Source organism: Rhodococcus huquni (assembly GCF_055231055.1).
The window spans coordinates 47,526-74,062 of the sequence record NZ_JBUYWE010000008.1 but is presented as its reverse complement, the minus strand read 5'-3'; the positions used below and the strand labels follow the sequence as shown (position 1 = coordinate 74,062).

The 26,537-nt window shown below is 64.5% G+C and carries 29 protein-coding genes, 1 tRNA gene and 1 pseudogene; 19 read left to right on the top strand and 12 right to left on the bottom strand.

Annotated elements, in window-relative coordinates:
- The first annotated feature begins 24 nt into the window (after positions 1-24).
- The 5 genes from ACZI8R_RS15455 to ACZI8R_RS15435 all read left to right on the top strand — a co-directional run bounded on the left by ACZI8R_RS15455 (position 25) and on the right by ACZI8R_RS15435 (position 3,623).
- Positions 25-513 (top strand): MauE/DoxX family redox-associated membrane protein, encoded by a 489-nt coding sequence (locus ACZI8R_RS15455; RefSeq protein ID WP_463380527.1) that lies wholly within the window; start codon positions 25-27, stop codon positions 511-513.
- Positions 514-579: 66 nt separating this feature from the next.
- Positions 580-1,317, top strand: a complete 738-nt coding sequence (locus ACZI8R_RS15450; protein WP_463380526.1) for a DsbA family protein — start codon at positions 580-582, stop codon at positions 1,315-1,317.
- 128 nt (positions 1,318-1,445) lie between these two features.
- Positions 1,446-1,521 (top strand) — tRNA-Ala (locus tag ACZI8R_RS15445).
- 337 nt (positions 1,522-1,858) lie between these two features.
- On the top strand, positions 1,859-2,908 hold the full coding sequence (locus ACZI8R_RS15440) for a GmrSD restriction endonuclease domain-containing protein (protein WP_463380525.1): 1,050 nt from the start codon (positions 1,859-1,861) through the stop codon (positions 2,906-2,908).
- A gap of 1 nt (position 2,909) precedes the next feature.
- Positions 2,910-3,623 (top strand): MAE_28990/MAE_18760 family HEPN-like nuclease, encoded by a 714-nt coding sequence (locus ACZI8R_RS15435; protein WP_463380524.1) that lies wholly within the window; start codon positions 2,910-2,912, stop codon positions 3,621-3,623.
- A 113-nt stretch (positions 3,624-3,736) separates the two neighbouring features.
- Here ACZI8R_RS15435 and ACZI8R_RS15430 read toward each other — a convergent pair.
- From ACZI8R_RS15430 to ACZI8R_RS15420, 3 genes and pseudogenes are all read right to left on the bottom strand, one after another.
- Positions 3,737-4,010: pseudogene (locus tag ACZI8R_RS15430) on the bottom strand (3-hydroxybenzoate 6-hydroxylase); the annotation flags it as partial.
- A gap of 62 nt (positions 4,011-4,072) precedes the next feature.
- Positions 4,073-5,434: an alanine/glycine:cation symporter family protein gene (locus tag ACZI8R_RS15425; protein ID WP_463380523.1), complete on the bottom strand. Its 1,362-nt coding sequence runs from the start codon at positions 5,432-5,434 to the stop codon at positions 4,073-4,075.
- Positions 5,435-5,605: 171 nt separating this feature from the next.
- The gene (locus tag ACZI8R_RS15420; protein ID WP_463380522.1) at positions 5,606-6,181 is read right to left on the bottom strand and encodes a TetR/AcrR family transcriptional regulator; all 576 of its coding nucleotides are present in this window, start codon (positions 6,179-6,181) and stop codon (positions 5,606-5,608) included.
- A gap of 76 nt (positions 6,182-6,257) precedes the next feature.
- Between ACZI8R_RS15420 and ACZI8R_RS15415 the strand changes: the two genes are divergently transcribed.
- From ACZI8R_RS15415 to bluB, 7 genes are read left to right on the top strand one after another with little or no spacing between them, the layout of a single operon-like run.
- On the top strand, positions 6,258-7,322 hold the full coding sequence (locus ACZI8R_RS15415) for an FAD-dependent monooxygenase (RefSeq protein ID WP_463380521.1): 1,065 nt from the start codon (positions 6,258-6,260) through the stop codon (positions 7,320-7,322).
- A 41-nt stretch (positions 7,323-7,363) separates the two neighbouring features.
- Positions 7,364-8,293, top strand: a complete 930-nt coding sequence (locus ACZI8R_RS15410; protein WP_463380520.1) for an alpha/beta hydrolase — start codon at positions 7,364-7,366, stop codon at positions 8,291-8,293.
- 1 nt (position 8,294) lies between these two features.
- Positions 8,295-8,585, top strand: coding sequence for a DUF6412 domain-containing protein (locus ACZI8R_RS15405; protein WP_463380519.1), 291 nt, complete (start codon positions 8,295-8,297; stop codon positions 8,583-8,585).
- Between the two features lie 52 nt (positions 8,586-8,637).
- Positions 8,638-9,261, top strand: coding sequence for an ABC transporter ATP-binding protein (locus ACZI8R_RS15400; RefSeq protein ID WP_463380518.1), 624 nt, complete (start codon positions 8,638-8,640; stop codon positions 9,259-9,261).
- On the top strand, positions 9,252-10,463 hold the full coding sequence (locus tag ACZI8R_RS15395; protein WP_463380517.1) for a DUF6297 family protein: 1,212 nt from the start codon (positions 9,252-9,254) through the stop codon (positions 10,461-10,463). Before ACZI8R_RS15400 ends, ACZI8R_RS15395 begins: the two co-directional genes overlap by 10 nt.
- Before the next feature lie 41 nt (positions 10,464-10,504).
- A complete protein-coding gene (locus ACZI8R_RS15390) occupies positions 10,505-11,542 on the top strand; it encodes a CobW family GTP-binding protein (RefSeq protein ID WP_463380516.1) in 1,038 nt (345 codons plus the stop codon).
- 43 nt (positions 11,543-11,585) lie between these two features.
- The gene (bluB, locus tag ACZI8R_RS15385) at positions 11,586-12,203 is read left to right on the top strand and encodes a 5,6-dimethylbenzimidazole synthase (RefSeq protein ID WP_463380643.1); all 618 of its coding nucleotides are present in this window, start codon (positions 11,586-11,588) and stop codon (positions 12,201-12,203) included.
- Positions 12,204-12,296: 93 nt separating this feature from the next.
- On the opposite strand, the gene ACZI8R_RS15380 is transcribed toward bluB, so the two are convergent.
- The 4 genes from ACZI8R_RS15380 to ACZI8R_RS15365 form a co-directional block, all read right to left on the bottom strand.
- Positions 12,297-13,715 (bottom strand): DEAD/DEAH box helicase, encoded by a 1,419-nt coding sequence (locus ACZI8R_RS15380; RefSeq protein ID WP_463380515.1) that lies wholly within the window; start codon positions 13,713-13,715, stop codon positions 12,297-12,299.
- A 244-nt stretch (positions 13,716-13,959) separates the two neighbouring features.
- Positions 13,960-14,373 (bottom strand): molybdenum cofactor biosynthesis protein MoaE, encoded by a 414-nt coding sequence (locus tag ACZI8R_RS15375; protein ID WP_463380514.1) that lies wholly within the window; start codon positions 14,371-14,373, stop codon positions 13,960-13,962.
- Positions 14,366-15,328: a bifunctional molybdenum cofactor biosynthesis protein MoaC/MoaB gene (moaCB, locus tag ACZI8R_RS15370; protein WP_463380513.1), complete on the bottom strand. Its 963-nt coding sequence runs from the start codon at positions 15,326-15,328 to the stop codon at positions 14,366-14,368. Before moaCB ends, ACZI8R_RS15375 begins: the two co-directional genes overlap by 8 nt.
- Complete coding sequence (locus ACZI8R_RS15365) at positions 15,325-16,512, bottom strand: molybdopterin molybdotransferase MoeA (protein WP_463380512.1); 1,188 nt, start codon at positions 16,510-16,512, stop codon at positions 15,325-15,327. Before ACZI8R_RS15365 ends, moaCB begins: the two co-directional genes overlap by 4 nt.
- A gap of 136 nt (positions 16,513-16,648) precedes the next feature.
- Between ACZI8R_RS15365 and moaA the strand changes: the two genes are divergently transcribed.
- Both moaA and ACZI8R_RS15355 read left to right on the top strand, forming a co-directional pair.
- Entirely contained in the window at positions 16,649-17,707 is a 1,059-nt protein-coding gene (moaA, locus tag ACZI8R_RS15360) for a GTP 3',8-cyclase MoaA (protein ID WP_463380511.1), read from the top strand.
- Positions 17,700-17,951: a MoaD/ThiS family protein gene (locus ACZI8R_RS15355; protein ID WP_463380510.1), complete on the top strand. Its 252-nt coding sequence runs from the start codon at positions 17,700-17,702 to the stop codon at positions 17,949-17,951. Before moaA ends, ACZI8R_RS15355 begins: the two co-directional genes overlap by 8 nt.
- Before the next feature lie 6 nt (positions 17,952-17,957).
- Here ACZI8R_RS15355 and ACZI8R_RS15350 read toward each other — a convergent pair whose 3' ends face one another.
- A complete protein-coding gene (locus tag ACZI8R_RS15350) occupies positions 17,958-18,737 on the bottom strand; it encodes an SDR family oxidoreductase (protein WP_463380509.1) in 780 nt (259 codons plus the stop codon).
- Positions 18,738-18,742: 5 nt separating this feature from the next.
- Positions 18,743-19,582 carry an NAD(+) synthase gene (gene nadE, locus ACZI8R_RS15345; protein WP_463380508.1) on the bottom strand — a complete coding sequence of 280 codons (840 nt, stop codon included), beginning with the start codon at positions 19,580-19,582 and terminating at the stop codon, positions 18,743-18,745.
- A 69-nt stretch (positions 19,583-19,651) separates the two neighbouring features.
- Here nadE and ACZI8R_RS15340 point away from each other — a divergent pair, with 69 nt between their 5' ends.
- Positions 19,652-20,206 (top strand): nucleosidase, encoded by a 555-nt coding sequence (locus ACZI8R_RS15340; protein WP_463380507.1) that lies wholly within the window; start codon positions 19,652-19,654, stop codon positions 20,204-20,206.
- Here the strand turns inward: ACZI8R_RS15340 and ACZI8R_RS15335 are convergent.
- Complete coding sequence (locus tag ACZI8R_RS15335; protein WP_463380506.1) at positions 20,193-20,960, bottom strand: META domain-containing protein; 768 nt, start codon at positions 20,958-20,960, stop codon at positions 20,193-20,195. The genes ACZI8R_RS15340 and ACZI8R_RS15335 overlap by 14 nt on opposite strands.
- 9 nt (positions 20,961-20,969) lie before the next feature.
- Positions 20,970-21,569: a TetR/AcrR family transcriptional regulator gene (locus ACZI8R_RS15330; RefSeq protein WP_463380505.1), complete on the bottom strand. Its 600-nt coding sequence runs from the start codon at positions 21,567-21,569 to the stop codon at positions 20,970-20,972.
- Between the two features lie 97 nt (positions 21,570-21,666).
- Here ACZI8R_RS15330 and ACZI8R_RS15325 point away from each other — a divergent pair, with 97 nt between their 5' ends.
- On the top strand, positions 21,667-22,233 hold the full coding sequence (locus tag ACZI8R_RS15325) for an NAD(P)H-dependent oxidoreductase (RefSeq protein WP_463380504.1): 567 nt from the start codon (positions 21,667-21,669) through the stop codon (positions 22,231-22,233).
- A 9-nt stretch (positions 22,234-22,242) separates the two neighbouring features.
- Here ACZI8R_RS15325 and ACZI8R_RS15320 read toward each other — a convergent pair whose 3' ends face one another.
- Positions 22,243-23,061 (bottom strand): siderophore-interacting protein, encoded by an 819-nt coding sequence (locus ACZI8R_RS15320; RefSeq protein WP_463380503.1) that lies wholly within the window; start codon positions 23,059-23,061, stop codon positions 22,243-22,245.
- A 561-nt stretch (positions 23,062-23,622) separates the two neighbouring features.
- On the opposite strand from ACZI8R_RS15320, the gene nrdH reads away from it, so the two are divergent.
- From nrdH to nrdE, 3 genes are read left to right on the top strand one after another with little or no spacing between them, the layout of a single operon-like run.
- Entirely contained in the window at positions 23,623-23,856 is a 234-nt protein-coding gene (nrdH, locus tag ACZI8R_RS15315) for a glutaredoxin-like protein NrdH (protein WP_463380502.1), read from the top strand.
- 44 nt (positions 23,857-23,900) lie between these two features.
- Positions 23,901-24,368 carry a class Ib ribonucleoside-diphosphate reductase assembly flavoprotein NrdI gene (gene nrdI, locus ACZI8R_RS15310; RefSeq protein ID WP_463380501.1) on the top strand — a complete coding sequence of 156 codons (468 nt, stop codon included), beginning with the start codon at positions 23,901-23,903 and terminating at the stop codon, positions 24,366-24,368.
- Positions 24,335-26,509 (top strand): class 1b ribonucleoside-diphosphate reductase subunit alpha, encoded by a 2,175-nt coding sequence (nrdE, locus tag ACZI8R_RS15305; protein WP_463380500.1) that lies wholly within the window; start codon positions 24,335-24,337, stop codon positions 26,507-26,509. The genes nrdI and nrdE overlap by 34 nt, the downstream gene beginning before the upstream one ends.
- The last annotated feature ends 28 nt before the right edge of the window (positions 26,510-26,537 follow it).

Sequence of the window (26,537 nt, the reverse complement as noted above, 5' to 3'; positions counted from 1 at the left end):
GCCGCAATCGGTACTCTCGTTCCTGTGTGGATACGGATCGTCACCCTCGTCGCGCGGCTCGGACTGGCCGCGGTGTGGCTCGTCTCGGGTTGGCTCAAGGCCGCGGACCCGGCCCAGACCACAATTGCGGTGGAGGCCTACCGGTTGCTCCCACATGACCTCGTTCGCCCGGTTGCGAACACCCTGCCGTTCGTGGAAATCGCGCTCGGCCTGCTGCTCCTGATCGGACTGGCCGTCAGGGCGACCGCAGTGGTCTCCGCAGGTGTGCTGCTCGTGCTGATCGGCGTGATCATCTCGGTGTGGGCACGTGGACTGGCGATCGACTGCGGGTGCTTCGGCGGGGGAGGCGCCGCCGACGTGGGGGCATGGGACTACGCAGTCGAGATTCTGCGTGATGTCGGCTTCCTGGCGCTGGCCGCGTGGCTCGTCGTGTTTCCGCGATCTCCGTTCTCGCTCGGACCCCGTTCGAAAGCACCATTCTCAGTGCGCCCTCAGCCTCCGGTGGCAGAGTAGGTTGCCGCCTGCCCGTTTCATCCGAAATCGCCTGCCCGTTCATCCGCAATCGAAGGACTGCATAACGTGAGTTCGAAGAACAAGTACAACCCGCAGCCGGAGTCCAGCAAGTCGACGTACATCCTCGGCGGACTCGCGATTCTCGTCATCGGCGTCCTCGTGATCGGTGGTGTGATCTGGCAGAACCAGCGAAGTCAGCCGCTCAACGACGGCTACGGCGGAGTGAAGAACTCCGAGGTGCAGGTCCAGGCTCAGGACGACGGCGTCGTCCTGCTGGGCAAGCCCGACGCCGGGACCACGATCGACATGTTCGAGGATCCGATGTGTCCCGCGTGCCGGCTCTTCGAGGCGCGTTACGGACAGCAGGTCGCTCAGGCGGTCGACGACGGAAAGGTCGCCGTGCGGTACCACCTCATGAACTTCCTCAACGAGGCGTCGCCCAGCAAGGACTACTCCACGCGAGCGATCGCGGCCACCCAATGCGTCGCCGACTCCGGGGACGCGATCGCGTACTCGGCGCTGCACACCGCCCTTTTCGACGAGGCCAACCAGCCGGAGGAGGGCGGTAGCTCCGATCTGTCGAACGACGACCTCGCACAGCTCGCCCGCGACGCAGGCGCTTCGGACGAGGCCGCCGACTGCATCACCTCGGGCAGCGGCGTCGAGCAGGCCGGTGCTCATGCGGCCGCGTCCAGCCAGGCCCTCTCTGCGGCCGGCGGAAACTCCACCCCGTCCGTGGTTCACAACGGCACGGTGATCGACCCGTTCGGCGACACCGACTGGATCGCGAACCTGCAGCCCTGATCGGCTTCCGGGAGGGCGGCCGCCGCCCTCCCGGAACGCACCTGGCGATTTGTAGGCCGGGACGGCGATGGTGTAGCTTTCTTCGAGCACGCAGAAGTGATTTTGGGTGCGACAATATAACTGAACACGGGGCTATGGCGCAGCTGGTAGCGCACCACACTGGCAGTGTGGGGGTCAGGGGTTCGAGTCCCCTTAGCTCCACCAAGACAAGACTCCCTGACGCAGGTCAGGGAGTCTTGTCGTAGTGCGATTGGGTATTCTCTCGGCAGTGAGTGGGTCGCCCGATTGCCTAAGGCCCGCGGAACAGGGGGGCATCTCTCGCTGCGAACCTGGGTGTATCGGACGCGCGGACGTAACCGCAGAGCACATCCGTACGGCGGTGCTGCCACGGCGACCATTCGATGGGTGTTGTCTGTGCCGGGTAGACCTCGGCTACGGGTTGGCGAGCGCAATCGTGCTGGTCCGGTCCGCGCTTACCTTTCGGTGGATTTCTAGAATCCCTTGGCCCCAGGCGACCGCGATCCCCGGATAGTATTCGTGCATGACTCAGACCGACTTCACCGGACTCGAAGACCAACTTGCCATCGAGCGCCGCAAGGTCGATGTAGGAAACGTTAGCTTCTCTGTGCGTGAGATTGTGCGCATGTTCGAGGAGGAAGAGTTGAGCATCGCTCCGTCGTATCAGCGGAAGTATCGCTGGTCCACTGCAGTTGCCTCAACATTCGTCGAGTCGATGTTCCTCGGCCTTCCTGTCCCGCCGATCTTTGTCGCGACGAATGACAACTTTCAATGGGAGGTAGTCGATGGCCTGCAGCGAATCTCCACCCTCATCATGTTTTTGACGGAGGACCCCGACCATCTGGGGAAAATCGGCCGGGATGGTCCCCTTCGGCTGGAGGGTCTCACCAAGCTGAGTCAGCTAAACGGCGTCACATTCGCGGATATGCCTGTAGCTATCCAGCGCTACTTCAGCCGGCAGCCGCTACAGCTGATATCGCTAACCGACAAAAGTGACAAGACGGTTCGGTTCGATCTGTTTGAGAGACTGAACTCGGGTGCGATATCGCTTACAGCGCAGGAAGTTCGGGCGGCCGTGTACCAGGGCCGATTCATGGATTATGTCGAGGAGCTGTCCTCAAATGCGGACTTCCGCTCACTCCTGAAGCTACAGTCTGCGAATCAGCACGATGGGACCGCCAGTGAGCAGGTTCTGAAGTACTTCGCCTACAAGAACGACCGCTCTCGGTTCAGCGGCGCCGTGTCCCGCTTTCTGAACGACTACACAGACGGTGCGTCGGCGACGTTTGACTACGCTAATGAAGAGAAAACGTTCGAATCAACGTTCCGAATCCTCTCTGAGTTTCTTGATGGTGAACCGTTCCTCCGGCGAAACACGAATGTAACCCCGCTCGTCCAATTCGAGGCCTGCAGCGTCGCAATCGGCGAACTGATCCAAGAAGGCGTCGAACCAGCAGCGCCGTCAAACGATTGGCTTAACGATGAGGAGTTAGTCGATTCGAGCACAGGCGGGACGAACACTAAGTCGATGCTGCGCCGCAGGATCGATCGAGCGCGTAGTCTCTTTGGCTGAGATGAGCAACAAGCCCCTCTCGACTGTGGCGATCGATTTGGGAGACGCGGCCACCGTACGTCTTGCGGATTGGCGCAGGACGTTGACTGTGTTATCGACCGGCGGGTTGAACGGCATCAGAGAGACCGATCCCTTAGGGATGGAGCTTCGTGGAGCTGCAGCGGTCGCAGCTATGGCTGAGCTCGAGCGGCTCCTTCGTGAACTGCTGATTGCGACCGCTTACGAGATTAACCGCGCCGCCGTAATGGTGTGCGATCTTCGGCCGCAACTACGCGTGCTCGCCACCCAACAGCATTTTCAGAGGATTGTTCAATCCTCGAAAAGTGATGAGCATTGGGAGCAGCGTGGGCTCGTCACCACCCTAGAAGCAAGCACCGAGATCGCTCGCCTCCCGCTACGGGCCGGGGCCTCGCCGCAGCCCCCGCTTGATGGTCGCACGATACGGTCGTCACACATTCAGCGTCTTTGGCTGACCCTTGGCCTAGACGACGACCCGATCCCCAGTCCGCATCTTGGGGTCTCGCTTAACGCGTTAGCGATGTTGCGCAATGATGTCGCACACGGCAATGCTCCACTGGGAGAAGTATTACATCCGGAAGCTCCAGGTAAGTCGGCAGTCGAGCTGCGAAACCACTTAGAAAACGTCGAAAAATTGATCGATCACATTTGCCTCGCTTTCTCTGAATACGGAGCTTCGAAGTTGTATCGGAAGTAGACACCGAAATAGTTCAAACTCCGACAGATCGCCGATAGAGCTGTCGGCGGGCCGAATCTTGCTCCAGCGGGCTCGTCGCACGCTGCTTCGTTTCGCGACCTCTCGCCCCCGCCTCAGTGGCTGAGTGTGGCCAGGCCGCGGTCGCGTGCAGTGTCGTAGCCCCACAGCCAGTCGGTGTACTTGTAGCTCGAGGTGTCCCGGGTCTTGAACAGCTCGTTGCGGCGATCCGGCCGACGCCGTCGAGGTGCCACAGCTCGCCCCACATCCGGCCGACGGACAGGACCCGGTTGCAGTGAGGCGCGCGCTCTGCGTTGACGTCCCGCAGGATCTGCGGCCAATGGCGTTGTCGCTGCGCAGATCCTCGGACGCGTAGTCGGCGAGGCGCTTGGGGGACAGATCGTTGTCTCCGGACCTCTGGCCTCGGTGGTGCGCTGGCTCCAGCCTCCCGGTCACTGAATTGAAGGAACCGAATCCTTTCGTTCGAAATAGGCTTTGGTTTCGCGGTATACCAGCGGCGACAAGATCAGCAGGCCGATGAGGTTCGGCAGTGCCATCAGGCCGTTGGCGACATCGGAGAATGTCCAGACCGTGGTCAACTCGGTAGTCGCGCCGACGTAGACCACCGCAATGAACACGATCCGATACGGCACCACGAGGGCGTTGCCGAACAGGAACTCGATGCACCGGTCGCCGTAGTAGGACCAACCCAGAACCGTCGAGAAGGCGAAGAAGATGACGCTGACCGTCACGATGACGCTGCCCCAAGTGCCGGGCAGTCCATCGGCGAACGCATCGGCGGTGAACGTCGCCGCGCTGGCATCGGTCTTCCACACCCCGGTCACCACGATCACCAGGCCGGTAAAGGAGACCACGACCAGGGTGTCGATGAAGGTCTGAGTCATCGACACCAGCGCTTGGCGCACCGGGTGAGTGGTGGCAGCCGCGGCGGCGGCGATACCGCCGGTGCCGAGGCCCGACTCGTTGGAGAAGATTCCCCGGGCCACGCCGTATTGGATCGCCGCAGCAACGCCGGCGCCGACGAAACCACCTGTCGCCGCAGTGCCGCTGAAGGCGCCGGCGATGATCGTTTCGAATGCGGCGGGCAGATCGTCGAATCGGAAGATCAGGACTGCAAGGGCACCCAGGATGTAGAGCACGATCATGACTGGCACGAAGATGCTTGTCACCCGGCCGATCCCTTTGATTCCACCCAGGATGACCGCGCCGGCGAGGACAGTGATGATCAGCCCGGTGATCCAGGTGGGCACGCCCCACTCCGACTCCACGTTCAGCGCCACCGTATTCGCCTGGGTCATATTGCCGATACCGAAGGAAGCAATCACACCGGCCACTGCGAAGAAGCCGCCGAGGAACACACCGAATGGTCCTTTGATGCCGCGCCGGAGGTAATGCATGGGTCCGCCGGCTTGTTTACCGGTGGCATCGGTGCGGCGGAAGCGGACACCGAGGAACGCCTCACTGTATTTGGTGGCCATACCGACCAGGCCGGTCAGCCACATCCAGAACACCGCACCCGGCCCACCCAGGGCGATGGCGGTGGCCACGCCCGCGATGTTGCCGACGCCCACCGTGGCCGCCAGCGCGGTCGACAGCGCCTGGTAATGCGAGATGTCGCCTTCGGCATCGGCATCGGTGCGCTCGACGAATCCGATCCGAAAGGCAAGCACGAACCGCCGGAACTGCAGCCCCCGCAGCAGGATCGTCAAATACAATCCGGTCAGCAGTAGCAAGGGGATCAATAGCCAGGGGCCCCAGATGAAGCCACTGATGTTGCTGAGTACATCGCCCATAGGTAGTTACCGCCCTCATCGGTACAGACCGTGGTCGGCACGCGCCACGGTCACGGGCCACCGGCTGTTCCGCTGGCTCGATCATTCTGGGGCATGGCAACCCGCTGCGCCTGGCATTTCGACAGCGTGCCCGGTATCGACCAAACCGATTGGGAGCCTGTAATGCCTTCGTCAACCCTGCGCGGCGGGGGAGGCGACCCACGCCCGAATATGCCGCCCGATGGCGCCCTGGAACCCGTCGACATCGAGGTGCTGTCCGGTGATCGCGTGCAGGAGTGCGCCATCGAGGTGATCGGACAGTGCTCGCGCCGCTGCCGCGGGATTCGTGACGCCACCGATCGAAGTCAAGGATTGGGCGATCACGTCGACGAGGTCGGCGCGGCGCAGTTCGATTGCAGCGATCAGGCTCGCGTCACCGGCGGCCTCGGCGAACACGGCGAACCGGGCCCGTGTGCGGATCGACTCGGGCCCCTGGGCGTGCTGCAGGTATGCGGTGAGGGCGTCGGCCAGTGCGTCGACCGACCGGGGGAGTGCCGTCCCGGTGATGACCCCGATGACCTGCTGGTCGACCTCGAGTAGGCGGTCGAGGACGCCTTCCAACAGTGCCCGGCGCGTCCGAAAGAGATTGGACGTCGAGCCCAGTGCGACCCCAGCCTGCTCGTCGACCCGTCTGTGGGTCAGAGCGCGAATTCCGTCCGTGCCGACGACGTCGATGGCGCTGTCGAGCAGATCGGTGCGACGTGACATATCGCGACACTATTCACGATCTCACCGGAGACTACAAGTGTAGTTTTCTCGACTACATCTGTAGTACGGTCGAGTTATGGCAGCACTGAGGGGTAATGCGAATGAGGTGCGTATCGCCGGCGCCGGCGTGGCCGGGCTGGCGGCGGCGGTCGTTCTGTCGCGCGCCGGCATTCAGGTCGCCGTCGACGAACGCGCAGATGCGCCGCCGGCCACGGGAACAGTGTTCGGACTGGGCGGCCCGGCGCAGGAGGCGCTGCGCCGATGTGGGGTGCTCGAGCGTATTCGCGAAGTAGCGGTGGAGCAGCGCGCTGGGGCACTGCGCCGGGCTGACGGGCGGGTGTTGGTCGCAGCGAAGCTCCCCGACCCCATGCTTCTCGTGACGCGACCGGACCTGCAGAACGTCCTTGCCGACGAACTTCCCGCCGGCACTGTGCGTTACGGGCGAGCGGGGATGTCGCCCAGTGACCTCGCTGCTGACGCCGTGTTGATCGGTGCGGACGGCACCTTCAGTCCGATCAGGAATCGACTGTTCGGTTCCGAGGCCGCGCCGCGCCACGTAGGTACCACTGTCTGGCGTGGAACAGTCGACGCCTTTGCGAGTCCATCCGTCGACGAGGGTTCGCTCTACGGTGAAAGCTGGGGTCGTGGAGCCCTTTTCGGAATCACCCCGCGATTCGACGGCGGGCTCAACTTCTTCGGCGCCGCTCGCGCCGAGCCTGGCAGCACCACGGTCGAGGACTTCTTCACGCGTTTCGCAGACTGGCATCGCGACGTGCGGGCGGTGCTCGACGGAGTCGATCGTGACGACATCCTTCATCACGATCTGTTTCAGTCGCCGCCCCTTGCGCGCTTTACATCCGGTCGGACCGCTCTGGTCGGCGATGCCGCGCACACCATGACCCCGCACCTCGGGCGCGGCGCGGGAGAGGCCTTGGTCGACGCGGTCACTCTGGCAGAACTGCTGGTGAGCCACCCTGTCGACGATGCATTGGCCGGCTACGACCGGACGCGTCGGCGACACGGGGTGCGCATGGTTCGCGCTTCGGCGGCAGTGGGTGCGCTGGCACTTGCCGAGGGCGGGGTGCCCGTGCGCGACGGGATACTCGGGCTCGTGGGTCGTCTTTCGGCGCTGCGGCAGTAGCGTCGACCGCACACTACTTCGCACCCGATCGCAGGAGCCAGATGAAGCTCGGACTGTCCGATCTACTCGTACCGGTCTCCACCGACGACCGCGAGGCGACCACGGCGTTCTACGAGTCGCGCACCGGCGGTGTCGGACCGCGTTCGTTCGAGGAATTACGGGTCGCGCGCGCCGCCCGGGCACTCGATCCGGCGGCTCCCACCCGAGCTGTCGAGCACACGGCAGCGGCTGCGGGTCACACCGTGCCGGTACGCATCGTCACCCCGAGGGAGGGGGACGTCCAGGGTGTCTACCTTCATTTCCACGGCGGCGGCTTCTACATGGACTCCGCGGCGCGGGGCGACGAGCAGAACGCTCGCCTCGCGGACGCCCTCGGAGTCGCCGTGGTGAGCGTCGACTACCGACTTGCACCGGAATCGCCGTGGCCCGCTGCGCCCGACGATTGCGAGGCCGCGGCCCTGTGGTTGATCGACGCAGCGACCGAGCGGTTCGGCACGAGCCGGCTGGTGATCGGCGGGATGTCTGCCGGATCCACCTTGGTCATGGCGACATTGCTTCGCCTACGTGATCGGGGAGTTGCGCGGTCTTTCGCGGGCGCAGTGCTGGAAGCCGGCACCTACGACCTCAGTGCCCGCACACCAGCAGGCCGAATAGTCGCCGACGAGTACTTCGTCGAGGCCTACGTCGGTCATGTCGCCGACCGCACCGTCCCGGACATCTCGCCGACGTACGGGGACCTGCGGGGACTGCCGCCCGCCCTCGTCGTGATCGGGACCGAGGACGTGGTGCTGCCGGAAAATCTCGCGATGGTGGCCCGTCTGACTGCAGCCGGCAACGACGTCGACCTACGCCTCTACCCGGGCGTTCCCCACGGATTCACGATGCACGGCACGCCCATCGGCCGGCAGGCCGTGCGTGACGTCGACACGTGGCTCGGACAGCGATTTCACGAGGCGGCGGTAGAGTCGTGATGTGCTCCTGAACTTCCTGTCGTTGTGCGCGATCATGCTGACGCTGATCGCCGCTTCGCCGATGGAAGGAACGGCACTCACCGCCGTTGGCCTGTTGATCACGGTCATGGCCGTCGCTGCAACGCTGTTGCAGTTCTACAGCCCCACGCTGGCGACAGCACCCCTGCGGTCCTCCCACGGCCCAGAGCCGGACGAGCGGCGACTTCGCGGCTCGTTCCGTCGAAGCTGCCATCCTGACACTCCCGGCCGGCCGCGCCCGAGGGCGCCCGGTCTCTCGGCGGGGACGCTCTGACGCTGGTCCCCGCATCCTCGCTCACATTCACGAGGACAATCGGGAGTAACCCATGTTGCAAATACGCGGCGCTTCGCGCTGCTTCGGTGCGCTGACCGTCTTCAGTGATGTCACATTCGACGTAGAACTCGGAACGGCGTGTGCGATCGTCGGCGCGAACGGCGCCGGAAAATCCACTCTGCTTCGCTGCGTCGTCGGCGCGGACCACCTGGACGAAGGGACGATCTTCTTCGACGGCGAACCGGTGAACGAATCGTCTCCGGCGTTCCGGGCGTCGGTCGCCTCGGTTCTCGACGAACCCGGCTTCTTCCCGCACCTGTCGGTCTCCGAGCACATTCGCTTGATCGCCACGGCGCACGGGGTTGTCGATGCATCGGACGTCGCAGCGGCGACGCTCGACAACTTCGGCATGACCGGTGCTGCCGACCAACTGCCCGTCACCCTGTCGAGCGGGCAACGTCGTCGTCTGGCGTTGGTCTCGGCCTTCGTGCGCCCGCGTACGACGTTGGTGCTCGACGAACCCGAGCAGCACCTCGATGTCGAGGGCCGGGTGCGACTGGCGGAGACGTTGAACGCAGAGAAGGCCGCCGGGGTGGCCGTGTTGCTGGTGTCGCACGATCCTGAACTCGTCGATGCCGTTGCCGACGTCACGATCGACGGTGACTCATGGCGATGACGATGGATCCGAGATCGACCGAACGGACCGTTCCCGCTGCGTCGGCGATCATGGCCTTACGGAAGAGTTGGGAACGCGCACGTCGAACCGAGACCCCACGAGCCAAGGCAGCTGTGTGGACCGTGCCGATCTTCGTGACCGCAGGCATTTTGTGGGGGCTGGCGCGAAAAGAATCCGGCGTCCTGTCCTCGTTGGGTCTGTTGGATACCGATCGCGTCACCCTGCCGTATGCGGCAGGAGTCGTACTGCTGGTGATCGCGGCTTCGGCGTATCCGGTGTTGAAGGCGATAGGCCCGATGGCGGTCGGTAGCGCTGAGATGCACTGGATGTTGGGGAGTCCCGTGGACCGGACTGCTCTCCTGCGGAGGCAGCTGATCGCGTGGGTGGTGGGCACGGCTGTCGCCGGGGTGCTCGTGGCCCGTCTCGTGACGCTGATGCTTCCCACTCCGACGACGTGGTGGCTGTTCGCTGCGCTCGGGGTCGTGAGCGCTTGGGGAGTCTGGGGACTCGCTGTCCGCTCACAGGGCAAGTGGGACAGGTCTGCCCTCACCAAGGGCGCTGACGTGGCTACCGGACTGTCCGCCTCGGTGGTGTCTCTCGACCCGTCGCACGTGTCCTCGGCGTGGGAGCGGCGTTCGTGGCGAAGGGTCGGATCGGTCCGGTCGCGAGGATTCACCGGCGGCCGCACTCGCTCACTCGTCGACGCGGATCTTCGCCGTGTGCTCCGAGGGCGGTCGGCTCAGGTGACGTTCGTCGTCGCCCTGGGAGCTACGTACGTCGCGGCGCTGGTGGGCACGCCTCTCGCAGTCGCACTCGTCCAGACGATCGCGTGTTTCGCGGTCGGATCGGCGTTCAGCAGGGGACTGCTCGACGTGTGTCGGTCCGCCGAGTTACGAAACCTGCTCGGCGGTACCGATCGCCGACTGCAGCTGGCACACCTACCGGTTCCGATCGTCGCGATCACGTTGTTGTGGCTCGCCACGATGCCTGTTGCGATGGCCGGAGGATGGGCGGCTCTCGCCATCACGCCGGTCACGGCAACTCTTGCGGTGTATCGGTCGCGCACTCGTCCGCCGATGCAGTACGGCGGCCTCGTGCTCGAAACCGGCTTCGGGCAGCTCCCGATCGACGTACTGCGACAGATGGTACGAGGCCCGTTGATCTTGGTCGCCGGGCTGTTCCTGCTGGCCCTCGTCCTGTGAGTACGATGAGCGGTCAAGTTCCAATGTCGACGGAGGCGTGCGTGGCGAAGAAGCGGATCCCCGTGGTGCTCGTTGGCGGATTCCTCGGTGCGGGCAAGACGACGATGCTCAATCACCTGCTCCGGAACAACCGCGGGGTGCGTATCGGCGTCATCGTCAACGACTTCGGCGCCGTCAACATCGATTCGATGATGGTTGCGGGACAGGTCGATTCGATGATGTCACTCAGCAACGGCTGCCTGTGTTGTGCCGTCGACGTCAGCGACATGGACGAGATGATCGACAAGCTCGCCGGCTCCGACCTCGACGTGATCGTCGTCGAGGCGAGTGGGCTTGCCGAGCCACGCAACATGATTCGCCTGATCCTGGGTTCGAAGAACCCCAACGTCGTCTACGGCGGGCTCGTGATGCTGGTCGACGGCACGCAGTTCGAGGACACGGTCTCGCGGCACCCCGAAGTCGCCCAGCACATCGGTCTCGCCGACCTGATCGTCCCGAACAAATCGGACAGCCTCGACGAGGAACACCGCGACGGGCTCGAAAAGGTGTTGCGCGAGCACAACGGCCGAGCCCCGATCGTCTTCACCGATCACGGACGAGTCGACCCGGCACTGCTGTTCGACCCGGACGAGAACCGGGGCCCTACCTCGGGTGAGCAATTGACCCTCGATCAGCTCATGGTCGATCAGGACCACGGTGATTCGTGCGAGGACCACGAGCATCTCCACACGTCGTACCTGGCCGTCGATTTCGAGTCGGCGGCGCCCGTGCACCCGAGGCGACTGGTTGCGTTCCTCGAGGATCGACCCGTCGGGCTGTACCGCGTCAAGGGATACGTGCACTTCGACGTCCCGGGGCAGACCCGCAAGTTCGAGGTTCAGACCGTGGGGCCGCACATTCGGTTCGTCTCGACCAGATGGGAACCGGGCCAGGGGCGGTCCACCCAGCTGGTGCTCATCGGCGCCGACATCGACGAGCCGGCGATCGTGGAGCGCCTGCGCGAGTGCGTGGTCGTGGACGGTGAGGAGTCGAGCTCGGACACCATGCTCGGCGTCCACCGATACACGGTCACTGCCTGATCGGGTGTGAGAGTCTGGGCGGGTGAGCGAACTCGAACCCAGCATGTCGGTGTACGACGCCATCCGCCTTCGCCGTGACGTCCGCGCCGAGTTCACCGGCGAGCCGCTGTCCGACGACATGCTCGACCGCATACTCGGTGCGGCGCACAGCGCGCCGAGCGTCGGCAACACGCAGCCTTGGGATTTCGTCGTCGTTCGCGACACCGAGACTCTGGGCGCGTTCGCCGATCATGTGGCGGGAGCGCGGAAGCGTTTCGCGGACTCGCTACCCGAGGATCGTCGCCGTACCTTCGACCCGATCAAGGTCGAAGGCATTCGGGAATCCGGAATGGGTGTCGTCGTCACGTACGACCGTTCGCGGGGCGGCGAACACATCCTCGGTCGGCACACGATCGACGACACGGGCCTGTTCTCGGCCGTTCTCGCGATCCAGAATCTGTGGCTTGCCGCTGCGGCCGAGAACGTCGGCGTCGGCTGGGTGTCGTTCTACGACGAGGCCTACCTCACCGACCTGCTCGAAATTCCGGACCCGATCAGGCCCATCGCCTGGTTGTGCGTGGGCCGGGTCAGTGAATTTCAGCAGGTGCCGGACCTCGAGAGGTTCGGATGGCGGGGGCGTCGGTCGCTGACCGACGCCGTCCACCATGAGAAGTTTCGGTAACGCTGTAGAAGTTTCGGTAACGCTGTAGAAGTTTCGGTAACGCTGTAGAAGTTTCGGTAACGCTGTAGAAGTTTCGGTAACGCTGTAGAAGTTCTAGCGAGAACCGCGCCGGGTTCCGGATGCGGACGTGGGTGCGGCGCTACGGCTGCGTCCACCACCGGTGCGGGTTCCGCCGGTGCGGCTGCCACCGGAGCGACCGCGTGCGGCCTGTCCACCCTGACCGCGGCCACCCGATCCACCGCGAGCGCCCTGGCCGGCGGGGCGGGGACGACGTCCGCCGCCTCCGTTGTTGTTCTGTGCCGGCGCCTTGGGGGCGGGCTTCACGTGCGGCGCGATGTCGCCGACGAGGTCGACGACGTGGGTCGAGTCGGCCGTCGACTTGACGGGCGACACCTTGATCGCGGCCTTGCGCATGAGCACCGACAGGTCCTTGCGCTGTTCGGGTAGCACGACGGTCACGACATCGCCTGCGCTTCCGGCGCGTGCGGTACGTCCCGAGCGGTGCAGGTACGCCTTGTGCTCGGCCGGCGGATCCACGTGAACGACCAGTTCCACGTCGTCGACGTGCACGCCGCGGGCGGCGACGTCGGTGGCCACCAGCACGCGGGCATCCCCGGCAGAGAAGGCTGCGAGGTTGCGGTCACGGGCGGCCTGCGACAGGTTGCCGTGCAGGTCGACGGACGGAATGCCGGCTTCGGTGAGCTGGCGGGCCAGCTTGCGTGCCTGATGCTTGGTGCGCATGAACAGGATGCGTCGGCCGGTGCCGGACGCGAGCTTCTGGACGAGCTGACGCTTGGCCTCGACACCGTCGACGTCGAACACGTGGTGCGTCATCGCGGCGACGGGTGAGTTGGCCTCGTCGACCGAGTGCAGAACTTCGTTCTTCAGGAACCGCTTGACCAGTTTGTCCACCCCGTTGTCGAGGGTGGCGGAGAACAGTAGACGCTGACCGTTGGCTGGGGTGGCGTTCAGGATGCGGGTGACGACCGGCAGGAATCCGAGGTCGGCCATGTGATCGGCCTCGTCGAGGACGGTGATCTCCACGGCATCGAGCGATACGAGCTTCTGCTTCATGAGGTCTTCGAGGCGCCCGGGGCAGGCGACGACGATGTCGACACCGGCCTTCAGTGCCTGGACCTGACGGTGCTGCGAGACGCCGCCGAAGATGGTGGTGACCTTCAGGTCGTATGCGTCGGCGAGCGGCTCGAGAGCCGCCGTGATCTGGGTGGCGAGCTCACGGGTGGGCGAGAGGATCAGACCGAGCGGGCGATTCGGGCGGCGCTTGCCTCCGGACAGTTCGCCAGCGAGACGCGACACCATGGGAATGGAGAACGCGAGTGTCTTTCCGCTGCCGGTCTTTCCGCGGCCGAGGACGTCACGGCCGGACAGTGTGTCGGGCAGGGTGTCGACCTGGATGGGGAAGGGGGCAGTGATGCCCTTGTTGTCGAGCGCTTTCACGAGCGGCGCACGGACACCCAGATCGGCAAAGGTGGGGACAGGTGTTTCGGACAAGAGTGAGGAGCCTTTCGGGCACGTTGTCGTGCCGGAGGGCGAAGGGGACACGGATGTCCCATCGTGCTCGAGCACAGGATGGCGGCGTTACCGGTTGGCACGCAGTTCGCCGTAAGAAAGAGTCGGTGATCGTTCACCGGACTGGATGCGTTCCACGACGCTGGACAACCGTTGCAGCTGTCTAGTGGTCTCGACTGTACCTGCTCGGCTGGGCTCGGTCGATTCTGATGCGGGCTGCGGACGGTCAGAGACCGACCCATTCGGACTCGCCGCCGGTGAACTTCTGGCGCTTCCAGATGGGCACTTCGTGCTTGATTCGTTCGACGAGTTCCGCACACGTTGCGAAGGCCTCGGCGCGGTGTGGTGACGCGACGGCAGCTACGAGAGCCAGATCGCCCACCGCCAGTGTGCCGATGCGATGAACCGCCGCAACGGCGAGACCGCTCGACGCGGAGACGTCGGCACAGCACCGTTGCAGAAACCGCTCGGCGTCGGGGTGTGCTTGATACTCCAGTGACGAAACACCCTGACCGCCATCGTGATTGCGGACCACGCCTGTGAAGGTGACGACGGCGCCATTCTCCGGGCCGCCGACGAAGGCCTCCACTTCTGCCGTGTCGAGGGGTGTGGCGGAGATGCGGGCCAGCGGGTCACTCATCGTGTGCACCGCCGCCGGCAACCTGAGCCAGTAGATGATCCAGGATCGGTTCGAGGACGGACAATCCGTCCTTCACTCCGCCCGGAGATCCGGGCAGGTTGACGATGACGGTTCGTCCGGACACGCCTGCCAGTCCACGACTCAATGCGGCGTACGGAGTGATCTTCGTCCCACGTTCGCGAACGGCCTCGGCCACACCCGGCAATTCGCGGTCGAGGACGGCTCGGGTGGCCTCCGGGGTGGCATCGGTCGGGGACACTCCGGTGCCGCCCGTCGTCACGATCAGGGCCGGCGTCGTGCTCAGGGCATCTGTCAGACCGGCAGCGATGTCGGCGTCGGCGTACACCAACGGGCCGCGGGTGCCGAAACCGTGTCGATCGAGCCAGTCTCGGATGAACGGGCCGGTGGTGTCCTCGCGGTCACCGGACGCTCCGCCGGTGGAGGCAACGAGCACCACTGCCGAATCGGGTTCGGGTGCAACTGCACTTTCCCGTGCCCACCGCCCACGCTTGCCACCTTTCTTCGTCAGCAATCGCACACCGTTCATGGTCGCCGCTGGATCGACGGCCTTGACCATGTCGTGCAGGGTGAGACCTGCCACCGCCACCGCTGTGAGGGCCTCCATCTCCACTCCCGTGGGGCCCTTCGTCTTTGCCGTCGCCTCGACGGTGATCGCCGTGTCGGTGAACCCGAACTCGATCGTGACCGACGACAGCGCAAGCTGATGGCACAACGGGATCAATTCGGACGTCTTCTTCGCGCCGGAGATGCCCGCGATTCGGGCGGTGGCCAGTACATCCGCCTTGGGAAGGCCGTCGGAACGCACCAAGCGGACCACCTCGGCCGTTGTCGCCAGTTCTCCTGCCGCTACTGCGATTCGGGTTGTGTCGGCTTTCGCGCTCACGTCGACCATCCGTGCGCGGCCCTCGTCGTCGAGGTGTGACAGCTCGTTCATAGTGGCCACACTTCCACGAACGCGCCGGCATCGAGGGACAGGACGTCCTCTGGCACGTCGATCAGGACATCGGACCAGGCCAGGGCCGCCACGAGATGCGAACCGGGCCCCGAGATCGTCTCGACTGTGCCTCGGTCGGTGGTGCGGGCACGAAGTAGTTGACGTTTGCCCGGCCTGGACGTCAGGTCTCGTTCGAGTGCACGACGCGGCCGAGTGATCGCGGGGAGCCCCACGGACCGCCGAAGGATCGGCCTCGCGAAGACTTCGAACGACACGAGCGTGCTGACGGGATTGCCGGGGAAGCACAGCACCGGAACATCGTCGACGACCGCGGTCCCTTGCGGGCCGCCCGGCTGCATCGCGACGTGAACGAACTCACCTCCCATCGGGGCGAGTGTTTCCTTGACCACCTCGAAGTCCCCCATCGAGACGCCGCCGGACGTGAATACCAGGTCGGCGATCGCCGTCGCACGGCCGAGCACTGCACCGAACGTGTCGCGGTCGTCCTCGCTGTGGATCACCGACACCACGTCGGCACCGTTCGCCGCGGCGCCCGCCGACAGTGCGGTGCCGTTGGAGTCGTAGATTTCTCCGGGTCCGAGTGATCGGCCTGCCGGGACCAGTTCGGTGCCGGTGGTGATCACGGCGACGCGAGGGCGGGCCCGCACGGACACGGACTCCGCGCCCACCGCAGCGAGTAGCGCGATGTGACGGGGCTCGAGAACGGTGCCGGCGGCGAGGAGCAGAGTTCCCTCGGTGACGTCGCTCCCGCGGTCGCGAACGTAGTCGCCGCTCTTTCTCCCACGCGAGATGGTGACGACGTCACCGTCGACGACTGTGTCCTCGACAGGGACGATCGCGTCGGCGCCTTCGGGGATCACGGCCCCGGTCATGATGCGCACCGCAGTACCCGGTTCGTGGGGAGGCGGGGTGCCGGGGCCGGCCGGAACGACACCGCGAGTGGGCAGTGTCACCGGAACAGTGGCTACGGACGCGGCGTCGACCGCGTACCCGTCCATCTGCGAGTTGCGGAACGGCGGCAGGTCCAGAGGAGCGAAGATGTCGACAGCCGTCGCCCGGCCCAGTGCCTCCGAAGGAGGGATGTCGACTGCGGGTAGAGACGACAAGGGCTCGAGCAGGCGCTCGACGTGCGCGGCGTGCTCACCGACCGACCTGGCGCTCACAGCGACACCTGCAGGTTCCGAGCCCTCACTTGTTCCGATCCCATAGCTCCCGATCCTAGGGGCAGGCGAGCTGGGTAGCGTGGGATGCAGCGGCCGGGAATGCGCATACTGGACGCAGGGACAGGAGGTGGACGCTATGACCGTCGTATCGATGGGCATACCGTCGGTGCGTTCCGCCTCGACTTCGATGGACGGGCGTCCGGACGTGCCCGAACTCGTCGACACCTTCGGCAGGGTGGCGCGCGATCTCCGCGTGTCGATCACCGAGAAGTGCTCTCTGCGCTGCACGTATTGCATGCCGGAGGAGGGGCTGCCCGCGATCCCGCCCGAGAGTCTGTTGTCCGCGGACGAGATCGTGCGCCTCGTCGGAATCGCCGTCGACCGCCTGGGCGTCCGGGAGGTGCGCTTCACGGGCGGCGAACCACTCATGAGAGCCGACCTCGAGAAGATCGTGTCCGGCTGCGCTCAGCGGGTGCCCGGGATTCCATTGGCCATGACGACCAACGCCGTGGGCCTGGAACATCGCGCCGGCGCACTTGCGCGTGCTGGACTGGGGCGGGTGAACGTGTCTTTGGATTCGGTGAACCGTGAGCACTTCGCCCAGCTCACTCGTCGTGACCGACTCCCTTCCGTGCTCGCCGGTATCCGGGCTGCGGCACGGTCCGGCTTGGCGCCGGTCAAGATCAATGCGGTACTCATGCCGGAGACACTCGGCGGCGCCGCCGATCTGCTCGAGTGGTGCCTGGGTGAAGGCGTTGCGCTGCGATTCATCGAAGAGATGCCTCTCGACGCGGATCACGCCTGGACCCGCGACGCGATGGTGTCCGCGTCACGACTGCTCGACGTCCTCGGTCGGCGATTCGACTTGCAGGAGATCGGCCGCGCAGACCCGTCTGCGCCGGCAGAGGAATGGGCTGTGGACGGAGGACCCGCCACCGTCGGAATCATCGGGTCGGTGACCCGATCGTTCTGCAGTGACTGCGACAGAACGCGTCTCACCGCCGAGGGCACTGTGCGTTCGTGCCTGTTCAGCGATCAGGAAACTGACCTCCGCGCCGGTCTGCGGGGTGGCGCCGACGACGAAGAACTCGCGCAGTTGTGGCGCGGAGCGATGTGGAACAAGTGGGCGGGGCACGGCATCGATGCAGCCGGTTTCACGCCGCCCGAACGAAGCATGGGAGCAATCGGTGGCTGACGGAATTGCGGTGCGGTACTTCGCGGCTGCCGCGGACGCAGCGGGCCGCACTCACGAGACCTTGCAGTTGGACCCCGAAGTCGACCTCGGCCAGGTGAAGACGGCGCTCGTCGTCAAGTACGGCGCCGACATGGAACGGGTGCTCTCGGTCGCCGCCTACCTCGTGGATTCCGAGCTGACCCGCGACCTCGCCCGGGTGGCGGGAGAACAGGTCGACATCCTGCCGCCGTTCGCAGGCGGCTGACCCGATCTAACCGCGCACCGTGTCGTCCAACCATTGATCGAACGTGATGGTGCCGAACATGTTGTCCGGAGCGAGGTTCGACCCTTCGCGGAAGAACTTGCCGAGCTTGCCGGGCATCGGAATCTGCAGCACGAAGCCGCGTTTGCCAGCGGCCTTCTTCCACGCAGTCGTCAGATCCTTCGACGTCCGCACCTCGGGGCCACCAACCACGATGGGCTTGTTCGGCACGGGGCCCTGCGACAGTGCAGCGTCCACCAGGGCCCGGGCGACGTCGCGAAGGTCGATGGTCTGGAACCGGGTGCCGGACAAAGCCGGAATCAAGCCGATTCGACTCGAAGGCGCGGCGATCATCGGAACGAAGTCGTGGAACTGGGTCGCACGGACGGTGCACGTGGGCAGGGGCGAGTTGTCGTAGATCTGCTCTTGTTCGTGCTTTGCGCGGTAGTACGCATAGTCGGCGCGGTCGACGTTGACGATCGACAGCAGAACCACACGACGCACTCCGGCCTCGGCCGCCGCGGCGAGGAGGTTTCGTGCCCCGTCGGTGAAGATCGGCCGGGTGGCGCGGGTACGGCCGTCGGTGGTGTCGATGACCGAGTCCACACCACGTAGTGCGTCGGCCAGACCCTCTCCGCTGATGAGATCACCGGGGTAGTGAGCGATTTCAGTGCCCGGGGCACCGCCGTGACGAGTGAGGACGCGCACCGAGTGGCCTCGGTGCAGAAGTTCCTTCACCACCTTCGCCCCGGCCTGCCCGGTTCCGCCCGCAACCAGAATTTCCGCCATGATCTCTACCTCCACCAGGTGTCGAGAGGGGTTACCGGGACCGCACGTTTGTGCCGGGTGCCCGCGTACATCTTCTCGAGCTTGTCGCTCACCGAGGTGGGAACGTCCTTACCCTCGAGGTAGTCGTCGATCTGCGCGTACGTAAGACCGAGTGCGACCTCGTCCGGGAGTGCAGGCCGGTCGTCCTCGAGGTCTGCCGTGGGAACTTTCTGCCACGTGCTGTCCGGGGCACCCAGGTGTCGAAGCAGTGCGGCACCTTGTCGTTTGGACAAACCGGTGAGGGGCGTGATGTCGACGCCACCATCGCCGAACTTGGTGAAGAAGCCGGTGATCGCTTCGGCCGCATGATCTGTCCCGACGACCAGGAGCCCGAGCTGACCTGCGATCGCGTACTGGATCATCATGCGCTCGCGCGCCTTGATGTTTCCGCGCACGAAGTCGCGCAGCTCGCCGTCGTCACCGAGAATCTTGCGCAGCGCCGCGGAGGATTCGCCGGCCGTGGCGTCGGCACCGGGTTTGACGTCGACAGCGATCGAGCGGTCGGGCTCGATGAACGACAACGCGACCTGAGCGTCGGATTCGTCGGCTTGACTTCCGTAGGGGAGGCGCACAGCGACGAACTGGGCCTCGTGCCCCTCGTCACGCAGTTCGGTGGTCGCGAGTTGGGCCAGCCGCCCCGCCAGTGTGCTGTCCTGACCGCCACTGATCCCGAGTACGAAGCCTTTTGTCGGAGTCGAACGCAGGTAGTCCTTCAAGAACTGCACTCGAGTCCGGATCTCGGCCGCCGCGTCGATCTGGGGCCGCACCCCGAGGTCCTCGAGGATCTGCTCGCGTAGGTTCGCCATGCGAAGAACTCTAGCGACCCGGTCGTGGCCGAGCGAGGGCAGCAATCGGGCCGGGTAGCGTCCCACGTCATGAGCAGAGCGGACGTTCTCGTCGTCAGTGCCACCGCTGCGGAGGCGGCGCACGTCCCCTCGGAGTTCGAGGTGATCGTCACCGGAATCGGCAAGGTCAGTGCAGCGGTCACGGTGACAGCGGCCCTGAGCCGGTATCGCGGCGACGGGTTGCCGCAAGTGGTCAACATCGGTACCGCAGGCGCATTGCACGTCGTACACGACGGGATATTCGTGCCCTCGTCCGTCCTCAATCACGACATCAGCAGCGCAGCGATCCGCGCGGCCGGTCACGATGTGATCGACCGGATACCTCTACGTGGTGGTGACGGCTCCGTGCTGGCGACAGGAGACACCTTCGTCTCCGACACGGACGTGCGTGATCTGCTGGCCCAGCGCGCGGATCTCGTCGACATGGAGGGCTTCGCGGTGGTGCAGGCGTGTGCACACCTCGGCGCCGAATGCCGTCTCGTCAAGTGCGTGAGCGACCTCGCCGACGACTCGGCGCTGGACTGGGCGTCTCGGATCGACGCCTGTGCACAGCAATTGGCGGAGTGGCTGGTCAGCGAGCTGTGAGCTCGAGTCCGTAGCCGTCCGCCTTCGAGAGGGTCATGACCGCGGAGTCGACCGAAACCTGGACTTCTCCCTCCAGGACGTGCAACACCGCCCGCTCGACCTCGGAAATGTCTTCGGGACATGCCATGCGGGTCGTCGCGAGGGGACCGAAGGTGATCGTGTTCTCTCGCACGTCGGCGGTTCCGTTGATTCGATTACATCCCGCGCTGCCCGAGATCGAGCCGTCTTCGGCGATGGTCAGCTGCGGGGCCGACTGTTCGAGTGCGAGCGAGGTCGTCACGGCATCGGGAGAGCGCAGCGACGTGACGGTCCATGTCGTTCCGGTGACGGGCCGGTCGGGATCCATCACCTTCCGATCCGTCAGATTCACTGTGCTGTTCTCGGTCCGCAACACGAGGTCGTCACCGTCGAGCTCCCACGAGGGCGACCGGTCGAGGAACTCGGCGACCCAGGCGTCCGCGCCGGAAGAATCGCCGGGGCAGGCCATCAGGGTCATCGCGAGTGGGCCCGTCGACATCGTGCCGTCGGCGAAGTCCACGTCGGCAGTGCCGCGGTTGCAGCCGGCATGCACGGACACGCGCCCCTTGTCGGTGAAGTCGAGTGTGAGGGGGCCACCGCCGGGAATGGTCGCCCCTTCCACAGATGTGGAGACGAACGTGCGTCCGGTCGGCGGTGTGGGCGAGCCGTCGGACTCGGCGCAGCCGGCAAGGCCCGCCACTGCCACGAGGACGGCCAGCACGGCGAAGGAACGCATGCATCGAGGCTAGCTGCGGGTGATTCTCCGAACCATCTCTGCCCAGGCCTCTTCGATTCTCGCGGTGGGCATTCGCAGGTCACGGATTTGGTGGAGCAGTAGCGCGGCGTCGAGAGGGGCGGTCAGGAACGCTGCGATGAGTTCGAGATCGCCGTCGACCTTCGCCTCGCGGAGCAGTCCCGTGATGTGTGCGATCGACAGCGTGCGGGCGGGGGCGGCGAAGCGGAACGCCCTCGAGTCCTCCGCTGCGCGCTGCACGTCGCCCTGCACTTCGACGATGGCGATGCGGGCGCGGCCGAATGCCACGATTCGTTCGACCGGATCGGCACCAGGCCCCAGGGGCGGCGGGCCGAACATGAATCCGTGCTGCAGTTCTCGCTCGGAATGATCGAGCAGTGACTGCATCAGACCGGATCGGCTACCGAAACGCCGAAAGACGGTGCCCTTGCCGACGCCTGCGCGGCAGGCAACCGCATCCATCGTGACGGCATCCACTCCGCGTTCCGCGACCAGCAGTGCGGCGGCGTCCAATAGCAGGCGCCGGTTACGCGCAGCATCCTCGCGTTCCTGCGGCTCCGCGCCGAGCTGGGGGAGTAGGGGGCTGGTCACAGGGCTTATCCTACAGATCGGGAATATAAGTGGACCGTGGTCCGCTTAATTGGTATACATGTTCTTGCCCCACCGAACGCACCACGAAGGATTCGCAATGCCCAACACCAAAGTTCTCGCTCTCGTCGGCAGTCTGCGCGTGGGTTCCGTCAATCGGCGGCTCGCCGAGACCGCTGAGACGGTTGCACCCGAGAACGCAACCGTGACCGTGTTCGAGGGCCTCGGCGACCTTCCGTTCTACAACGAGGACCTCGACACGGTCGACCACTCGATCCCCGCGGTCGTCGCGCTCCGTGAAGCCGCAGGCGACGCCGACGGCTTCCTCCTCGTGACGCCCGAGTACAACGGCACCATCCCTGCCGTTCTGAAGAATGCCATCGACTGGATCTCACGGCCGTACGGCGCAGGGGCGATCAAGAACAAGCCCGTCGCCGTCGTCAGTGCATCGCCCAGCGGAAACGGTGCCCGGTGGGCACACGAAGACACCCGCAAAGCTGCTCGCATAGCGGGCGGACGGGTCCTCGAAGACGTCACCCTCGCCATCGGCGGCACCATCGACAAGTTCGGCGAGGGACACCCGCGCGACAACGCCGAGGTCTCCGGGCAGGTCACCGAGGTGGTCAAGGTGCTCGTCGAGGCGACCAAGGAACTCGTCGACGCCTGATCGTCCGCTTCACAGCCCGGCGCGCTCCATCGCCGCGTCGATCACATCTCGTACGGACTCGAGGCCGTTGCCTTCCGCCATCGCGCGGTCGGCGGCGGCCTCGATTTCCGTGCGTACCGTCTCGTAGCGAGCGGTCCACTCTTCCTTGCGATCTCGCCAGTAGCCCATGACGTGGTACTGCGAAGCGGGTCGCAGAAGGTCGTGCCGCAGCCACTTGCGCACGCCGCGTGCGACGCCCGCCTCTCCCGCGAACCACACGTAGTCGAAGTCGGGGCACTCGCGGATCGTTTCCCCCAGCATGCTCGGCCCGAGTCCGTTCCCGCTCCCGTGCAGCCATCGCGTGCTCACCGTCGCAGGAGAGATGAGCGGCTGCTCGTCTGCGGGCTCGATCACCTCGGCGATCACTCGGGCATAGGCATCGGGTGGTAGTTCTTCGAGGATTCGCCCCAGAGCGGGGAGTGCGGTCATGTCGGCGACGAGAAGCAGGCGGCGCGCATCCTGCGGAGGGGAGTACCAACCCGAAGCCTCGGACAATCCGATCGTGTCACCTGGCTTCGCCAGCTCCGCCCATCTGGCGGCGGCGCCCCCGGCATGGGTCACGAAGTCGATCACGAGCTCGCGGCGTTGTGGACTCCATCGACGCACGGTGTAGCTGCGCCGTTCGCTCCGGTCGGGCGGCAACGCGACGAGGAGTCGTTCGTCCGGCCGACCCGACGATACGAAACCCTCGAGACCGAGCCCGGTGAGGGCGATTCGTCTCATGTGAGGCGTGAGCTTCCGCGTGTTCGAAACGGTGGCGGCGTAGGGGAGGACGTCCTCGTGTTCCACGTTCGAGAACGTTACGCCGACCACACCGCTGCAGGGTTCCAGTTATCGAGGAGCAAGTAGGGGTGCGCGCCGCGGTGAATCGAAGGCCGCCGAGACCCGCGAGCGCACGCGCGTCGCCAGGAGTGAACGGCTGCAGCTCACACCGCGAGATCGCCTCGGTGGGGTGGCGCCGCTGATCTCGGATGACTTGTCATGGTGTGGTCGCGGCCCCCGCGCGGGACGCCGACGAACTCTGTCGGTGGCGTGTGGGAGCGTTCTCGGACGGGAGTTCTCGGCGAGTTGCGGTGAGATTGCCGGTGGCCGTAAATGTGACGTGCGACACGCCGGTGGGTGACGGAATTTTTGCGTTTCTACAGATGACGACCTGGGAATTTCATCGATGTGACTCACTACATCTCGGGTTTGGTGTTTATGTCGCCCACTAGGTGTAGTGTCTTGGACACCGAGAGGCCACAACGCGAGATCCACCGGACACACTTCGAGTCCGCCCCGCTCAGAGGCTTGATCGGTAGCTGAAATCACAGGCCGTCAGCGTCGTCAGGTAACGGAAAGAGGGACTACATGAGCATCACCGTCTACACCAAGCCCGCTTGCGTTCAGTGCAATGCCACTTACAAGGCTCTCGACAAGGCCGGCATCGAATATGCCGTCGTCGACATCACCGAAGATGCCGAAGCTCGGGACTATGTGATGGCGTTGGGATACCTGCAGGCGCCCGTGGTCGTGGCCGGTGACGATCACTGGTCGGGCTTCCGTCCCGACCGGATCAAGAGCATCTCGGCAAACGCCGCTTGAAGCGCAGGCGACTCGCCTGAACGTCCGATCGAAGGTGAGGGTCGATGACGTCGCTGGTGTACTTCTCCAGCGCATCGGAGAACACACACCGATTCGTTGAGAAGCTTCGGCTTCCCAGCATTCGTATTCCAATTCATGACCGCGAAGGTGCCTTCGAGGTCGACGAGCCCTATGTTCTCGTTCTTCCCACTTACGGTGGGGGTACGACGGCCACGGGCCGCGACACGAGCTACGTACCGAAGCCGGTCATTCGATTCTTGAACAACAAGCACAACCGATCATTGATTCGGGCGGTCATCGCGGCCGGCAACACAAACTTCGGCGACTCGTACTGCTTCGCCGGAGACGTCATATCTCAGAAGTGTCAGGTTCCGTACCTGTATCGCTTCGAACTCATGGGGACTTCCGAGGATGTCGAACGTGTCCGTGAGGGGTTGCAGCAATTCTGGGAACACGAGGCAGAGCGGGAGCAAGCACAGTGGCACCAACCATCACAGACACAACCGAGGTAGCGCGAGACGTGCGCGGTGGTGACTCGACGGCCGGTCTCGATTACCACGCGCTCAACGCGATGCTGAATCTCTACGGACCCAACGGCGAGATTCAGTTCGACAAGGATGTCGCGGCGGCCCGCCAGTACTTCCTGCAGCACGTCAACCAGAACACCGTGTTCTTCCACAATCTGGACGAGAAGCTCGACTACCTCGTCGAGGAGAACTACTACGAGCCCGAGGTGCTCGATCAGTACTCGCGCGCCTTCGTGAAGTCGCTCATCGATCACGCCTACTCGAAGAAGTTCCGGTTCCCCACCTTCCTCGGCGCCTTCAAGTACTACACGTCCTACACCCTCAAGACGTTCGACGGTAAGCGCTATCTCGAACGGTTCGAGGATCGCGTCTGCATGGTGGCACTCACGCTGGCCGCAGGCGACGAAGAGTTGGCGACCAAGCTGGTCGACGAGATCATCTCGGGACGCTTCCAGCCTGCGACGCCCACCTTCCTCAACTCGGGCAAGAAGCAGCGCGGCGAGCCGGTCTCGTGCTTCCTGCTGCGCATCGAGGACAACATGGAGTCGATCGGACGCTCCGTGAACTCTGCGCTGCAGCTGTCCAAGCGCGGCGGCGGAGTTGCTTTGCTGCTCACCAACATTCGCGAGCACGGCGCACCGATCAAGAAGATCGAAAACCAGAGCTCGGGCGTCATCCCCATCATGAAGCTGCTCGAGGACTCGTTCTCGTACGCGAATCAGCTCGGTGCTCGCCAGGGCGCCGGCGCGGTGTACCTGCACGCACACCACCCGGACATCTACCGCTTCCTCGACACCAAGCGTGAGAACGCCGACGAGAAGATCCGCATCAAGACCCTGTCTCTCGGCGTGGTCATCCCGGACATCACGTTCGAGCTCGCGAAGAAGAACGAGGACATGTACCTGTTCTCGCCCTACGATGTCGAGCGCATCTACGGCGTTCCGTTTGCGGACATCGACGTCTCCGAGAAGTACTACGAGATGGTCGACGACAAGCGAATTCGCAAGTCCAAGATCAAGGCTCGCGAGTTCTTCCAGACGATCGCCGAGTTGCAGTTCGAGTCGGGCTACCCGTACATCATGTTCGAGGACACCGTGAATCGGGCGAACCCGATCGACGGCAAGATCACGCACTCGAACCTGTGCTCGGAGATTCTGCAGGTGTCGACGGCATCGACGTTCAACGACGACCTCTCGTACGACACGGTCGGCAAGGACATCTCGTGCAACCTGGGCTCGCTGAACATCGCGAAGACCATGGACTCGCCGGACTTCGCACGCACCATCGAGATTGCGATCCGTGGTCTGACCGCCGTCTCCGATCAGACGCACATCTACTCCGTACCGTCGATCGAGCAGGGCAACAACGATTCTCACGCCATCGGCCTCGGCCAGATGAACCTGCACGGGTACCTGGCTCGTGAGCGGATCTACTACGGATCCGAAGAAGGTGTCGACTTCACGAACATCTACTTCTACACCGTCGTGTTCCACGCGATCCGTGCATCGAATCGCATTGCCATCGAGCGTGGTTCGTATTTCGCGGGCTTCCCCGAATCGGACTATGCGTCCGGCAAATACTTCGACAAGTACACCGATCAGGTGTGGGAGCCGGAGACGGAGCGCGTGCGCGAGCTCTTCGCGGAGTCCGGTATTCGTATTCCCACCCAGGACGACTGGCGTGAGCTGAAGGCGTCGGTCCAGAAGCACGGCATCTACAACCAGAACCTGCAGGCCGTCCCGCCGACCGGGTCGATCTCGTACATCAACTACTCCACCAGCTCCATTCACCCGGTGGCGGCGAAGATCGAGATCCGTAAGGAAGGCAAGATCGGTCGCGTCTACTACCCGGCGCCGTACCTGAACAACGACAACCTGGACTACTACCAGGATGCCTACGAGATCGGGTACGAGAAGATCGTCGACACCTATGCTGCCGCGACGCAGCACGTCGATCAGGGTCTGTCCTTGACGCTCTTCTTCAAGGACACCGCCACTACTCGTGACATCAACAAGGCGCAGATCTACGCGTGGCGCAAGGGAATCAAGACCTTGTACTACATCCGGCTGCGACAGATGGCACTCGAGGGCACCGAGGTCGAAGGCTGCGTCTCCTGCATGTTGTAGGCGGCTCCGCCGCCCGTGAGTGGTTGAC

Excerpts from the sequence above, each read along its gene's own strand:
- ACZI8R_RS15440 (WP_463380525.1), top strand. The coding sequence starts at position 1,859 with ATGACTCAGACCGACTTCACCGGACTCGAAGACCAACTTGCCATCGAG.
- ACZI8R_RS15435 (WP_463380524.1), top strand. The coding sequence starts at position 2,910 with ATGAGCAACAAGCCCCTCTCGACTGTGGCGATCGATTTGGGAGACGCG.
- ACZI8R_RS15425 (WP_463380523.1), bottom strand. The coding sequence starts at position 5,434 with ATGGGCGATGTACTCAGCAACATCAGTGGCTTCATCTGGGGCCCCTGG.
- ACZI8R_RS15420 (WP_463380522.1), bottom strand. The coding sequence starts at position 6,181 with ATGTCACGTCGCACCGATCTGCTCGACAGCGCCATCGACGTCGTCGGC.
- ACZI8R_RS15415 (WP_463380521.1), top strand. The coding sequence starts at position 6,258 with ATGGCAGCACTGAGGGGTAATGCGAATGAGGTGCGTATCGCCGGCGCC.
- ACZI8R_RS15410 (WP_463380520.1), top strand. The coding sequence starts at position 7,364 with ATGAAGCTCGGACTGTCCGATCTACTCGTACCGGTCTCCACCGACGAC.
- ACZI8R_RS15400 (WP_463380518.1), top strand. The coding sequence starts at position 8,638 with ATGTTGCAAATACGCGGCGCTTCGCGCTGCTTCGGTGCGCTGACCGTC.
- ACZI8R_RS15395 (WP_463380517.1), top strand. The coding sequence starts at position 9,252 with ATGGCGATGACGATGGATCCGAGATCGACCGAACGGACCGTTCCCGCT.
- bluB (WP_463380643.1), top strand. The coding sequence starts at position 11,586 with ATGTCGGTGTACGACGCCATCCGCCTTCGCCGTGACGTCCGCGCCGAG.
- ACZI8R_RS15375 (WP_463380514.1), bottom strand. The coding sequence starts at position 14,373 with ATGAGTGACCCGCTGGCCCGCATCTCCGCCACACCCCTCGACACGGCA.
- moaCB (WP_463380513.1), bottom strand. The coding sequence starts at position 15,328 with ATGAACGAGCTGTCACACCTCGACGACGAGGGCCGCGCACGGATGGTC.
- moaA (WP_463380511.1), top strand. The coding sequence starts at position 16,649 with ATGACCGTCGTATCGATGGGCATACCGTCGGTGCGTTCCGCCTCGACT.
- ACZI8R_RS15350 (WP_463380509.1), bottom strand. The coding sequence starts at position 18,737 with ATGGCGGAAATTCTGGTTGCGGGCGGAACCGGGCAGGCCGGGGCGAAG.
- nadE (WP_463380508.1), bottom strand. The coding sequence starts at position 19,582 with ATGGCGAACCTACGCGAGCAGATCCTCGAGGACCTCGGGGTGCGGCCC.
- ACZI8R_RS15340 (WP_463380507.1), top strand. The coding sequence starts at position 19,652 with ATGAGCAGAGCGGACGTTCTCGTCGTCAGTGCCACCGCTGCGGAGGCG.
- ACZI8R_RS15335 (WP_463380506.1), bottom strand. The coding sequence starts at position 20,960 with ATGCGTTCCTTCGCCGTGCTGGCCGTCCTCGTGGCAGTGGCGGGCCTT.
- ACZI8R_RS15325 (WP_463380504.1), top strand. The coding sequence starts at position 21,667 with ATGCCCAACACCAAAGTTCTCGCTCTCGTCGGCAGTCTGCGCGTGGGT.
- nrdH (WP_463380502.1), top strand. The coding sequence starts at position 23,623 with ATGAGCATCACCGTCTACACCAAGCCCGCTTGCGTTCAGTGCAATGCC.
- nrdI (WP_463380501.1), top strand. The coding sequence starts at position 23,901 with ATGACGTCGCTGGTGTACTTCTCCAGCGCATCGGAGAACACACACCGA.